We start from the raw sequence: 12314 nt of genomic DNA, 5'->3' as shown, positions 1-12314 counted from the left end.
TGGCCAAACTGGATCGTGATGCGTTCTTCAATGCTGAGTTCATGATATGACATAGGTTCACCGTACCGGATTGGTCAGGTGTTGCGCTCAGTTTTTGCCGCCGCCCAGTATAAAAGCTGGGCTTCAACGTCTAACAACTGACATGAAGAAGCCGGGGCCGTTACATGTTCATGGCCCAGACTACGCAAAGAAGAAAATGTGGATGGAGTTCAAAATGATGAATCTTGAAGACAAAGGCTTCACATTGTCAGGATATAAACCTACTCAACAAGACTTGAAAGAGCTTGAACAAAGAAAAGCTGACTATGAATTACAAGCTCAAAAATGGAAGGCTAAGAAAGCCGTAGAAGATCCTAAACCGGTCGAACCTGTCATTGGTTCACCTGTCATGCCTACACCCGTTCAACCCGCATCAGAGAAGCCGCAAGAGCCTACAAAGCAGGTTGAACAAGAACAGACTGCACCAGCGAACGATGACTTGATAGATGAGTTAGACAAATTATTCGAATCTACACCACAGGACATCTTGCGTGATGTATTGAGTAAAGCCACACAAGAAATGCTCTGTATTGCTCATAGTTCTATCACCTGCCGCATATGCTTTGGAGTGGATTTTGAGAAAACACCTGCTGGCAAAAATGAGGAATTCAAAAATATTAATAATGAGTTGTTTGTTGCTTATACCGACCACCCAAGATTAAAAAAGGAATTCGATGAAATGATAAAAGATAAAGTTGATGAGTTTAAATCAACGCAACAGTATCAAGATAAAGTTACAGCCGCCGAGGTTCAAGATGTTGAAACGGATTTCCGTTCTTTCATAGATGAACTGGTTGATAAGCATGATAGCTACAGAGAAATTGAAATACTGAAAAATATCAAAAACGTCTTGGATGACGTTGTTGTTTATGATGCTGCTCTTTACCTTGATATTGCTGAAAAGGTTAATCAGTTAGATGAACGCGAGCGTGAAATATGTTCAGCCTATGTTCAAGCATTAATTGATGATGACGGCTCAGGTGCTCCTATCGATGGAGAATTAAAGCAAACAGCCAAAAGAAAATTCAAGTTCAAGATTTAAAATTTAGCCCATGAGGGCTATTTTTTATAGATTAAAATGGCAGCTCTTCATCACATAACGATAAGTCATTAGTGATGTTTGTTTCTTTTTCTTTTGGCTCAGGCAGTGGCTTCTCTCTTCTTTTCTTAAACTCGACTTTGTAAGCAACCAATTCTCTGCCGTCTTTAATCGGTTCTATGCTCTTCAAAAATCCAATACTAATCAATTCGTCGTGTGCTTTTTTTATGCTTCTCAACGCCTCATTTTTAACTGACGCCCCAGCTTGCAACCTTGTTATTATATCGGCGACTTTGAAAGCAACGGTGTCATCATATCTATTCGTCAAATAGAACATATATAGTGCCTTTGCATAGTCTCCTTTTATTGCCTTGAACTCATCAAAATTCAAGTTGAAAATCAAATCGGTATCGTGTTTATAAAAGTTTTCGAACTCTTTATTGAAAGTAATTAAGGTATTTTCTTTATCATTGGAATCCTCCACTACGTTATTCAAAAGGTGGCACTTGTAGGTCGTAGCTCCATATCTAAATTCAAGGTAAAACTTCATCATGCTCTTCAACGACTTTCGTAATTTTTCGATGTAGACTTTTTTGTTGCTTGGGTGAACCTTGTGAAATCTCATAAACTTTTTCATATTTATTGTGAACGTGAGTTTGTCCGATTTTAATTTCATTTGCAGTATGTAATAGAAAACATCAAAATCGAAATCCACGGATAGTGGTATGAAGTCCATTTCAACATCTTCAAATGCATAAAGCCTTGCAATTTTTATTATGACTCTCGGGCTTTTCGAGTTCTTCACTGATTGGAATATAGGCAAGTGGAGAATTGACTTGGCAAATGTCATATATGTGTCTTGTGCGTATATTTTTTTGTGAGTTTCATGCTGGTTGAATATTAGCTCCATTGGTGCTCCTTTCGTTGTTTATATACATATATAAAAGCACAATGCTTATAAATGTCAATAGAACAACGCCACATATATCAATAGCATTTTAATGCTACATATAACGCCACATGTATATACGCAGGGAAGCACATGCACTCCCATAGAATGCTCCATGTATCTGCGTAGAACGCCACATATATCAAAATAGCATGCCACATACACATGCATAGAACGCCACATATATCAGCATACAACGCCACATACATATGCATAGAGCGCCACATACATCAACATATAACGCCACATATATGGGCCGAAAAAATGGCTTGTTCTAAGCATAAAACAGCACTCTTAAATACCTTTAAATACTACTAATTACTTTAAAATACCTTTATTGATTTCAAATCTATTTTTTTGAGTTCAGCAGAGCACGCCCCATCCGGGGCTAAAACCATCTGGGAAAGGCGAACGAAGTTCGTAGATTTGAGAAGCGAAGCGAAACAAATCATAAAACGTAGTTTTTCAGTGGTTTGCTGCCGGATGTCTAACACTTTGGAGTGTTGAAATCAAAAACAAAATCCCTCGCCCTATCGGGTTGAATTGGGAATAAAGTCAAGAGCGTCTGGTAGCTTCGCTTTTAAACCAAAAAAATACTTTGAAAAATACAGCTCACGCAGATAGCGTTTTTAGAGTGAGTAAGCGTTTAACGATACCCTAATATCAATTAATTGAAATAATGAGCTTCATGGTCGTTTTTGTAAGTTGTGCTTTATTTTGAAATCGAGTGGCAGGGTTTGAAAATTTTCATTCTCGTAGGTGGCCCACCCCCCACGTTTTTTTTGAAATTAAACTGGGAGCACTTTTTTAGGAGCGTCGATGATTTTTATTCGGGCGGTTAGTTGCAAAACTACATTAAGTAAAACGCAAATAGGGTAGACCGGTAAACGTAGACAAGGTCGGACTATAAATATATTTTTGATTTGCTATTGACAGCGTTTTTTGGCTTATAGAAGCCATTATTTCATGGTTGGAAAAATCAAACTTTCAATAATTTGATATAAAGCTGTGAAAGGATTTTAGTTTTTTTTTGAAAATAGCATTTTAATGTTCTCAGTACGAGAATGAGATTCATGGTCGTAAAACACTTGTTTTTGACTTAGGACAAATTTCACTTTGAAAATCTATACGGGCTCAATTTTTACACTTGAACCAGTTCAAGCACAAAAAATGACCTTGCAGCCTCACTTGTGAACTATGCGAGACTTCCACAAACTCGCATAGCTCGAGTTTTACATTAGTGTAGGATAGGGGCCATAGCCAGCACTCCCATATCTCTCAAAATGTCCTTGCTTACTTATGCTTATGATTAGCACCGCTTTCAGCGATTAACATTCCAATGATACGAGCACCCCAAGTAATGACCAACAGACCAACGACTATAAAGAACAAAGTCCACATGCCTTTGAAGGCACTGGCTAACAATGCAAATGGCACAACTGCTCCCCCAAGTAATACCATTCCAAGAATCGCCCAGAATCCACCCCATAGGAACCACGTAGTCAAAAGGCTAATGAGAAAACTCAGGAGACCGAACACATATGAAAATATGTATATTGTTGACCCAGTAAAAACTCTAAGACTCTTAAATATTGAAAGCGGCAAAAGGACAAACAAAATCAAACCTATGCATATCCATCCTATGGATATTAACGGTGGGATTATTTGTTCGTAAGCTCTGGTTATACCTGCAAAAAATAAGAACGGTAAAGCCAGCAGTCCTAGAAAAACGGCGATCCCGAATGCAATGCTCCCAGCCTTTGATAGAAATCCCATACAACCTCCTGTTGGCAAAGTGCCATTCTCAGTCCAATCAGGAGCAAAAATCCATTGCTAAAAAAATGTGTGGAATAACCCCCTACCATTCGAGTCGGGGCATATCGTGATTTCCCGTGCGCGGGATCGCGTGCGCTTTCCGGCGCGGTTTCAGTTGGTGGCGGCGATGAACCCGTGCCCCTGTGGATATCTCGGTGAGCCGACCGGGCGCTGTCGTTGCTCCACCGAGCAGGTGCAGCGCTATCGCAACAAGCTGTCCGGCCCGTTGCTGGACCGGATTGACCTGCACCTGACGGTCGCCCGTGAGGCCACGGCGCTCAATCCTGACCTGACCACCAGCGAAAACACCGCCAGCGCTGCCGCAGTGGTTGCGCAGGCTCGCGCACGCCAGCAGCAACGTCAGGGCTGCGCCAATGCGTTTCTCGATCTGCCGGGGCTGCGCACCTATTGCGCGCTGTCGAGCACCGACGAACGCTGGCTGGAAACGGCCTGCGAGCGCCTGACCTTGTCGCTGCGCTCGGCTCATCGGCTGTTGAAAGTGGCGCGTACCCTGGCGGATCTGGAGCAGGTGGACGCGATCACTCGCAGCCATCTGGCCGAGGCGTTGCAGTATCGACCTTCGAGTAATTGAAGGCGTAAAAACTCGCCACCCACGATCCAGGCGGTGACGAGGCTTTATATCAGTGAGGAACTCATTACCGCGAATCGCCACTCAGCAGCGATAAAGGGAGATTACTCAATGAACATAACGCCGCTCACGTCAGCCGCGGGCAACGGCTCGTCCGCACAAGGCACAGACAAAATTTCCATTCCCAACTCCACGCGCATGATCAATGCCGCTTCAATCAAGTGGCTGAACAAGGTGCGTAGCGCCATCAGTGACCACATCCGCACCAGCATCGAGAAAGGGAAACTGTTCGAGTTGGCCTCCTTGGGCAGCAACATGTTCGGTGTCCCGGCTCTTTCAGCGCGCCCCTCGACGCTCCAACCTGTGTTAGCGTTTGAGGCTGACCCCAATCACGACCTGAACCTTGTCAGGGTCTATATGCAGGACAGCGCCGGCAAGCTCACTCCCTGGGACCCGACGCCCAACGCGGTCACGACGACGTCGACTCCATCAGAGCATGATGCGCAGAGCGATACGGCGTCGTCATCATTACCTCGGCGGCCTCCCGCAGGCTCGGTGCTGAGCTTGCTGGGCATTGCGCTGGATCACGCGCAACGCCACAGTCCTCGCGCGGACAGGTCTGCCAAGGGACGACCTGGCCGAGAAGAGAGGAACGGGGCAAGGTTCAATGCCAAGCAAACAAAGCCGACAAAGGCTGAAGCCCACGGTGATCATCAGGTACCTGATCCTGATTTGAACAGGCCAAAAGAGGCGGCTCAACGCGTTGCTGAAAGCATCACCAGCATGCGAGAGCAAAAAAATGGAATGCAACGCGCCGAAGGGCTTCTCAGAGCCAAAGAAGCGTTGCAAGCTCGGGAAGCCGCGCGTAAACAGCTTTTGGACGTACTCGAGGCCATCCAGTCTGGCCGTGAAGACTCCACCGACAAGAAGATCAGCGCCACTGAAAAGAACGCCACGGGCATCAACTACCAGTGAGCTGACAGCGGCGATACAGGCGGCTGAACGTAGCGCGTGCTCTGGCGGATCTGGAGCAAGTGGAGGCGATCGCTCGAAGTCATCCGGCCGAGGCGTTGCAGCATCGGCCTTCAAGTATTCGAACACCTCAAACGCAAAAACTCGCCGTCAACGTTCAAGTCGACGGCGAGCTTTTGTGAGCGCTTGCGAGGCTTACATGCTGCTATAGAACGGGAAGATCCCCATCAGCAGCGCCGCAACCAGGATGCACATGCACACCAGAACCGCCCATTTCAGGGTGAAGCGCTGGTGGTCACCGAACTCGATACCGGCCAGAGCAACCAGCAGGTAAGTCGAAGGCACCAACGGGCTGAGCAGGTGGACCGGCTGACCGACGATCGAAGCGCGGGCCATTTCAACCGGGCTGATGCCGTAGTGGGCAGCGGCTTCGGACAGCACCGGCAGTACGCCGTAGTAGAACGCATCGTTGGACATGAAGAAGGTGAACGGCATGCTGACCAGCGCGGTGATGACAGCGAGGTAAGGGCCCAGCGCGTCCGGGATCACTGCCAGCAGGCTTTTCGACATCGCGTCGACCATGCCAGTGCCGGTCAGAATGCCGGTGAAGATACCTGCCGCGAAGATCAGGCCGACCACCGCCAGAACGCTACCGGCGTGAGCCGAAACACGGTCTTTCTGATCCTGCAGGTTCGGGTAGTTGATGATCATCGCGATACTGAACGCGATCATGAACAGCACCGGCAGCGGCAGCAGGCCCATGATCAGGGCGACCATCAGGGCGAAGGTCAGGGCGCCGTTGAACCAGATCAGTTTTGGACGGCGTGCATCCGGGAACTGCGAGACGCTGATTTCGCTGTGATCGACTTCATCACCCTTAAGGTGCAGTTCGCCAAGGCGAGCGCGTTCACGTTTGCCGTAGAAGTAGGCAATTGCCAGAATCGCAACCACACCGGCCAGCATGGCAGGGATCATCGGTACGAAGATATCCGACGCATCGACATGCAGGGCGCTGGCCGCACGAGCGGTCGGGCCGCCCCAGGGCGTCATGTTCATCACGCCACCGGCCAGGATGATCAGACCGGCCATGATGCGCGGGCTCATGCCGACGCGGCTGTACAGCGGCAGCATGGCGGCAACGCAGATCATGTAGGTGGTCGCGCCATCACCGTCGAGGGACACCACCAGCGCCAGCACGGCAGTACCGACCGAGATGCGCATCGGGTCGCCTTTGACCATTTTCAGGATCTTGCGCACGGCCGGGTCGAACAGGCCGGAGTCGATCATCAACGCAAAGTACAGAATGGCGAACATCAGCATTACGCCAGTTGGCGCAAGCTTGGTAATACCGGCGAGCATCATCGGGCCGATCTGCGCGGCAAAGCCGCCGAACAGCGCGAAGATGATCGGGACCAGAATCAGGGCGATCAGCGCAGTCAGGCGCTTGCTCATGATCAGGTACATGAACGCAATGACCATGGCAAAGCCAAGGAAAGTCAGCATGGGAATACTCCAGACGTAATACGGCTACAAAACGATGAAATGAACGAGTCAGCTCAGCGGGAGCGTTACGTGGAGTGGGGGCGCAAGAGGGGTGCACATCAAGAAATCAGCAAGCATCGGAATCACCATTATTGTTGTTAATTGGGCCTGAAACACGTTGGAGTCCGTTCCTGGCTACCCGGTCTTTTTGCCGGAAGTGAGGCGATGCTAATGGCCCAAGCTTTCACCGACCTTTCAATCGGCAGTTGCGCAAATTTTATTGTCACAAGCGTTGTGCCCCATGAACGGGAGAAATCAGGATGAGTGAGGTACACACAGGCGGCTGCCATTGCGGCAGGCTGCGCTATCAGTTCGAGGCGCCGCTGAAAGACATCGCGCACTGTCACTGCTCCATCTGCCGGCGTACATCGGGCGCAACCGTCGTGACCTGGATCAGCGTGCCGCTGACCTCATTCAAATGGCTGACAGGAGGCCCGGCCGCTTACGATTCTGCTGCAACCTGCGTGCGCTATTTCTGCGGCAACTGCGGCGCGCACATGGCACTGTTCACGCGCAACAGCCCGAACGAAATCGACGTGACCATTGCAACGCTCGACCAGCCCGAGCTGGCTGCGCCGTCTCGGCATATCTGGATAGAGAACAGATTGCCATGGCTGCATCTGGATGAGGATTTACCGGGGGATGAGGGTGAGCCCGGGTGAGGCGGCTGTGTTGGCCACACAAGCAACCAATCAGGCAGCGCGATCTGACATCCTTTTATACCAATTTGACCGGATCAAAGGGTGCCGAGGCGCTGGCACCGATACTGAAACGGATATAGACTTCTACGGTTACTAATCACGACTACCCGAGAACACGTTGACCTGACAGATTGCGAAGCAACCCGCCTACGGGCAGGAGAGCGTTATGTCTCACGTGTACTCGAAACCGAGGACAGGACTGCGAAAACGCTAATTTCAATCAAGCCTACAGGGCTGAGGTTCAGCGATGAAGCAGGCGGTCGAAAAGCCCATCGAGTTTGTTGGCAGTAGTAGAGATGACCTACGGGAGTTCCCCGCTTCAGCGCTGCGACGCTCTGGGTATCAGCTCGGCAAGGTGCAGCGGGGTGATGACCCGGATGACTGGAAGCCCATGCCGGATGTCGGACAGGGCGTGAAAGCAATTCGTGTAGCTTGCAAGGACGGGGCTTTTCGCGTGTTTTATGTGGTGGATCGGCCGGAGGCAATCTATGTTTTGCATGCATTCCGGAAGACGAGTCAGAGGACTGAAAAGCGTGACCTGGATCTCGCAAAATCTCGATTCCGATCATTAGGCTAACCGGCCGGGCTCTGATGGAAAGATAAAGGTTAAGTAGGCAAAGGCATAAGGGTCACCTAAAACCTGACCCGCAAGGGAGCATTGCCTTAAGCGAACAAAAAAGGCACTCACGGCTTTCAAGTCATGCAATCGGTCGAGGAACAGTTATGCCAAACGAACGCTACACAAGTGTGTGGGACGCATTGATAGACGCGCCGCAAGAGGCTGAAAACCTGCGTGTGCGCTCTGAGTTGATGATGGCATTGGCTCGAGCAGTCAATGGCTGGGGCTTGCCGCAGAGAGAGGCGGCAACGAGACTGCATATCACGCAGCCTCGACTTAATGACCTTCTCAAAGGGAAAGTCGATAAATTCTCTCTCGATGCGTTGGTCAACATGTTGAGCGGCGCAAACCTCAAGATTGCAATTGAGGTGACCGAGCGGTCGGCTGCCTGATCAAGTGCCACTCATGGCAAGAATGGCAGCTCATTTTTGATCATTGATAGAGCGTGCCCACTCAGAACAAGCAGGCACCGCCACCACCTACTTACTGAACTGCGACGCCAGTTCGCGCAGCAAGACCTCTGCCTCCAGCACTTTTTTCACTGATTCATTGGCCTTTTCGCGGCTCAGGCCCAGTCGGTCGAACAGCTCGTCCGGGATCTCCTGTTCGGGACCTGCACCGACGCCGTTCGCCCGCAACAGGCGTACCGCCAGGTACACCAGATTGGCGTAGGCGTAATGCTCGCCGGCGTAGTGCGGGTCGTGCTGAAAGCGCAGCGCGGTGGAGAGTTCGTCCGGCATGTCCCAGTAACGCATCAGCCAGGCACCGATCTGCTCACGGCTGATGCCCAGCAAGTGATGCTCGATGTAGCTGTGGTGCAGGTGCGGATTGACTTCGAGCTGTCGGCAGATCAGCGTGAAGTGCGGCGGGAACACGTGAGCAAGCAGCAGATAACCGAAGTTGTGCAACAGACCGGCGAGGTAGCTCAGACCGCCTTCGGGGCGCTTGGCACGCGGTATGGCGCGGGTCAGGCCTTCGATGACCGCCGCGGTGTAGATCGATTGCTGCCAGTAAGGCGTGGTCTGTTGCGGCTGATCCTTGGGCAGGCTGAGGGTCTTGCCCAACGCCAGGCCCAGCGCCAGATTGATGACCAGATCAAAACCCAGCACGCGAACGATTGCATCTTCGACCGAGCGAATCTTGCCAGTCGATGCGTAGTACGGCGATGCCGCCCAACTGACGACCTGTGCCGCCAGTGCAGGGTCGGTTTCGACCACGCCGGTGATGTCGTCGATGGTTGCATCAGGATCGACCCGCAGCTTGATGATCTTCTGTGCGGTGCCGGCCAGCGGCGGGATCTCCAGGGTCGCTTCCAGTCGCTGCTGGATGCGGCGCGCCGTGAAGGCGCGCATGGCCTGGGTAATTTCTGCCGGATCATCATCAGGACGATCAAGGTTCGGATGGATCGCTGCCACGGACTGGCCAAAATGCGCAGCGCTGGCCTTGCTCAACATGCCTTTGAAATCGTCACTGCTGATTTCCAGCAACAGCCCCGTTTCGCCCGAACCCACCAGCAGTGTCGGCTCTTGCAGCAGGCGATCATCGTAAAGGCACGGTGAACTGGTCAACGCGGGAAGACCCGGCAACACCTGCAGGTTGTGCTTGGTGAGCATGCGCGCCAGCCGCTCATGGGGCACGGCGGTCAGTTGGCGTCCAGTCAGCTCGGTAATCCGGCTCAGGTCAAGCAACTGGCTCTGCGGGAACAAGATGAGCAAGGCGCCGACAGCGTCTTCAACCAGCACAGCCTGAACCTTGCGCGCCGGGGGCAGACTTTTGTCGTCCATGACTTCGTTATAGCTTATGGCCAATTTTTCAAGCAACTGCCGAATCACTGGCGGTGCATGGTGAGAATCATTGACGTGGGCAACTTCTGTCATGGGCTGTGTCCAAATTCCTACATTTTTTGAAGTATAACCACGTTATTCCTTTTCGGTCGCACGTGGTGTTCAAAGCGTAGCCTGCATCACACCTGGCCATACTGCTGGCCATGACGCAGCCATCTGTCGAGCAGTGGGCTGACATGTTGGGGCCAACGCTCGAGCAGGGCCTGCGCTGCGTCGCGTACGGCCGGGAGCAGGTCTGCGTCACGCATCAGGTCGGCGAACTTGAATTGCAGCAGGCCCGTTTGTCGGGTTCCGAGCATTTCACCAGGACCACGCAGCTCGAGGTCTTTTTCCGCGATGATAAAACCGTCATTGGTCTCACGCATGATGCCCAGCCGTTGCCGCCCGATCTGCGACAGTGGCGGGTGATACAGCAACACGCAGTGACTGAGGGCACTGCCGCGTCCGACGCGTCCACGCAACTGGTGCAGTTGAGCCAGGCCGAGGCGCTCGGGGTTTTCGATGATCATCAGGCTGGAGTTCGGCACATCGACACCGACCTCGATCACCGTGGTCGCCACCAGCAATTGCAGCGCGCCCTGCTTGAATTCAGCCATGATCGCGGCTTTTTCTGCGGGCTTCATGCGACCGTGGATCAACCCGACGCGAACCTCGCCCAGAGCACTGGTGAGTTCTTCGTACGTCGTTTCAGCAGCCTTGCAGGTCAGTTCTTCGGACTCTTCGATCAGCGTGCAGACCCAATACGCCTGGCGCCCCTCGGCACAGGCGGCACGTACACGCTCGACGACTTCCAGGCGGCGGCTGTCGGCAACCAGCACCGTATTGACCGGCGTTCGGCCGGGCGGCAGTTCGTCGAGAATCGAAGTGTCCAGGTCAGCGTAGGCGCTCATGGCCAGCGTGCGCGGGATGGGTGTGGCGGTCATGATCAACTGGTGCGGGCACATCAGGCCGCCGACGCCCTTTTTGCGCAGCGCCAGACGCTGCTGAACACCGAACCTGTGCTGCTCGTCGATGATCACCAGCGCCAGATTCTTGAACTGCACCTCGTCCTGAAACAAGGCGTGGGTACCAACCACCATGGGCGTGCCCGTAGCGATCTGCTCCAGTGAGGCGATGCGCGCCTTGCCCTTGAGCTTGCCGGCAAGCCATGCCACTCCCACTCCAAGTGGCTCAAGCCAGCGCTGAAAGTTGATGTAATGCTGCTCGGCCAGAATCTCGGTAGGCGCCATCAGCGCGACTTGATAACCGGCTTCCAGTGCCTGCAAGGCAGCCAGCGCGGCGACCACAGTCTTGCCAGAGCCGACGTCGCCCTGAATCAGCCGCAGCATCGGTTCGGGCTGGCTCAAGTCGTAGGCCACTTCCTTGCCGACACGCTGCTGCGCGCCAGTGGGCGCAAAACCCAGATTGGCGAGAAATTGTTTCGGCAGCTTTTTCGCGAGGGGCAGCGCGGGTGCACGCTGTGAACGCAGGCTTTCGCGTAGCCGTTGCTGGGAAAGCTGGTGGGTCAGTAGCTCTTCAAAAGCCAGGCGGTGCTGCGCCCAGTGATGACCGAGGGCCAGTTCGTCCACGTCGGCGTCAGCGGGTGGATGATGCAGGTAGCGAATCGCGTCATCCAGCGGGGCCAGTTGGTAATCGCGGGCCAGCTCTTCCGGCAGCCAGTCCGGCAGGCTTTTCGGGCCGAGCATCGCCAGGCTTTGCTGACACAACTGGCGCAGACGCTGCTGAGTGAGGCCTTCGGTCGTGGGGTAGATCGGCGTGAGGGTCTGCTCGACCGGTGGCGGTTCATCGCCGGTAATGGCGCGGTATTCCGGGTGGTAGATTTCCAGCCCGGAAGCACCGGGGCGCGCTTCACCGAAACAACGCAGGTGCGTGCCGCGCTTCATGCTTTCTTTCTGGGCATTGCTGAAATGGTAGAAGCGCAGACTGACGACACCGGTGCCGTCGCCAAGCCGCACCAACAGGCTGCGCCGCTTGCCCATCACCACATCGGCGCCGCTCACGACGCCTTCGATCACCGCATCCTGACCGGGGCTCAACGCACCGATAGGTACGATGCGAGTCCGATCCTGATAACGCAGCGGCAGATGAAACAGCACGTCCTGCAGATTTTCCAGACCAACCTTGGCCAGCTTTTCTGCCATCGCTTCACCGACACCTTTGAGTGCCGTGACCGATACCCTGGAAAGCTCGCTCATTTCTCTTCTG

Annotated in this window: 10 protein-coding genes and 1 pseudogene; 6 read left to right on the top strand and 5 right to left on the bottom strand. The window is 52.7% G+C overall.

The annotated features are described in order from the left end of the window. Positions 1 to 214: 214 nt before the first annotated feature. A complete protein-coding gene (locus tag DW49_RS0116735; RefSeq protein WP_005613217.1) occupies positions 215 to 1081 on the top strand; it encodes a hypothetical protein in 867 nt (288 codons plus the stop codon). A 31-nt stretch (positions 1082 to 1112) separates the two neighbouring features. On the opposite strand, the gene DW49_RS0116730 is transcribed toward DW49_RS0116735, so the two are convergent. Together DW49_RS0116730 and DW49_RS0116725 are read right to left on the bottom strand one after the other, a co-directional pair. Continuing rightward, positions 1113 to 1988, bottom strand: a complete 876-nt coding sequence (locus tag DW49_RS0116730; protein ID WP_024421327.1) for a RepB family plasmid replication initiator protein — start codon at positions 1986 to 1988, stop codon at positions 1113 to 1115. 1332 nt (positions 1989 to 3320) lie between these two features. Further along, positions 3321 to 3803: a hypothetical protein gene (locus DW49_RS0116725; RefSeq protein ID WP_024421326.1), complete on the bottom strand. Its 483-nt coding sequence runs from the start codon at positions 3801 to 3803 to the stop codon at positions 3321 to 3323. Between the two features lie 85 nt (positions 3804 to 3888). Between DW49_RS0116725 and DW49_RS0116720 the strand changes: the two are divergent. Beyond that, a pseudogene (locus DW49_RS0116720) lies at positions 3889 to 4434 on the top strand (ATP-binding protein); the annotation flags it as partial. A 108-nt stretch (positions 4435 to 4542) separates the two neighbouring features. Continuing rightward, positions 4543 to 5406 carry a type III secretion system major pilin HrpA gene (locus DW49_RS0116715; RefSeq protein WP_005613222.1) on the top strand — a complete coding sequence of 288 codons (864 nt, stop codon included), beginning with the start codon at positions 4543 to 4545 and terminating at the stop codon, positions 5404 to 5406. Between the two features lie 192 nt (positions 5407 to 5598). Here the strand turns inward: DW49_RS0116715 and DW49_RS0116710 are convergent, their stop codons facing one another. After that, complete coding sequence (locus tag DW49_RS0116710) at positions 5599 to 6906, bottom strand: CitMHS family transporter (RefSeq protein WP_005613227.1); 1308 nt, start codon at positions 6904 to 6906, stop codon at positions 5599 to 5601. A gap of 299 nt (positions 6907 to 7205) precedes the next feature. Here DW49_RS0116710 and DW49_RS0116705 point away from each other — a divergent pair, with 299 nt between their 5' ends. From DW49_RS0116705 to DW49_RS0116695, 3 genes are all read left to right on the top strand, one after another. Next, positions 7206 to 7607, top strand: coding sequence for a GFA family protein (locus tag DW49_RS0116705; RefSeq protein WP_005613228.1), 402 nt, complete (start codon positions 7206 to 7208; stop codon positions 7605 to 7607). Between the two features lie 286 nt (positions 7608 to 7893). Continuing rightward, a complete protein-coding gene (locus DW49_RS0116700; RefSeq protein WP_024419685.1) occupies positions 7894 to 8223 on the top strand; it encodes a type II toxin-antitoxin system RelE/ParE family toxin in 330 nt (109 codons plus the stop codon). A 146-nt stretch (positions 8224 to 8369) separates the two neighbouring features. Further along, entirely contained in the window at positions 8370 to 8657 is a 288-nt protein-coding gene (locus DW49_RS0116695) for a helix-turn-helix domain-containing protein (RefSeq protein ID WP_019332081.1), read from the top strand. 87 nt (positions 8658 to 8744) lie between these two features. Here DW49_RS0116695 and DW49_RS0116690 read toward each other — a convergent pair whose 3' ends face one another. Both DW49_RS0116690 and recG read right to left on the bottom strand, forming a co-directional pair. Then, positions 8745 to 10142, bottom strand: a complete 1398-nt coding sequence (locus DW49_RS0116690; RefSeq protein WP_005738655.1) for an aminoacyl-tRNA deacylase and HDOD domain-containing protein — start codon at positions 10140 to 10142, stop codon at positions 8745 to 8747. Positions 10143 to 10228: 86 nt separating this feature from the next. After that, positions 10229 to 12304: an ATP-dependent DNA helicase RecG gene (recG, locus tag DW49_RS0116685; RefSeq protein WP_005613231.1), complete on the bottom strand. Its 2076-nt coding sequence runs from the start codon at positions 12302 to 12304 to the stop codon at positions 10229 to 10231. Positions 12305 to 12314 lie beyond the last annotated feature (10 nt).

Source organism: Pseudomonas avellanae BPIC 631 (assembly GCF_000444135.1).
GTDB lineage: Bacteria > Pseudomonadota > Gammaproteobacteria > Pseudomonadales > Pseudomonadaceae > Aquipseudomonas > Aquipseudomonas avellanae.
This window is presented reverse-complemented; position numbering and strand designations above follow the sequence as displayed.

What these genes read in the sequence shown, in the direction of transcription:
- DW49_RS0116735 (WP_005613217.1), top strand. Translation starts at nt 215, where the DNA reads ATGATGAATCTTGAAGACAAAGGCTTCACATTGTCAGGATATAAACCT.
- DW49_RS0116730 (WP_024421327.1), bottom strand. Translation starts at nt 1,988, where the DNA reads ATGGAGCTAATATTCAACCAGCATGAAACTCACAAAAAAATATACGCA.
- DW49_RS0116725 (WP_024421326.1), bottom strand. Translation starts at nt 3,803, where the DNA reads ATGGGATTTCTATCAAAGGCTGGGAGCATTGCATTCGGGATCGCCGTT.
- DW49_RS0116715 (WP_005613222.1), top strand. Translation starts at nt 4,543, where the DNA reads ATGAACATAACGCCGCTCACGTCAGCCGCGGGCAACGGCTCGTCCGCA.
- DW49_RS0116710 (WP_005613227.1), bottom strand. Translation starts at nt 6,906, where the DNA reads ATGCTGACTTTCCTTGGCTTTGCCATGGTCATTGCGTTCATGTACCTG.
- DW49_RS0116705 (WP_005613228.1), top strand. Translation starts at nt 7,206, where the DNA reads ATGAGTGAGGTACACACAGGCGGCTGCCATTGCGGCAGGCTGCGCTAT.
- DW49_RS0116700 (WP_024419685.1), top strand. Translation starts at nt 7,894, where the DNA reads ATGAAGCAGGCGGTCGAAAAGCCCATCGAGTTTGTTGGCAGTAGTAGA.
- DW49_RS0116695 (WP_019332081.1), top strand. Translation starts at nt 8,370, where the DNA reads ATGCCAAACGAACGCTACACAAGTGTGTGGGACGCATTGATAGACGCG.
- DW49_RS0116690 (WP_005738655.1), bottom strand. Translation starts at nt 10,142, where the DNA reads ATGACAGAAGTTGCCCACGTCAATGATTCTCACCATGCACCGCCAGTG.
- recG (WP_005613231.1), bottom strand. Translation starts at nt 12,304, where the DNA reads ATGAGCGAGCTTTCCAGGGTATCGGTCACGGCACTCAAAGGTGTCGGT.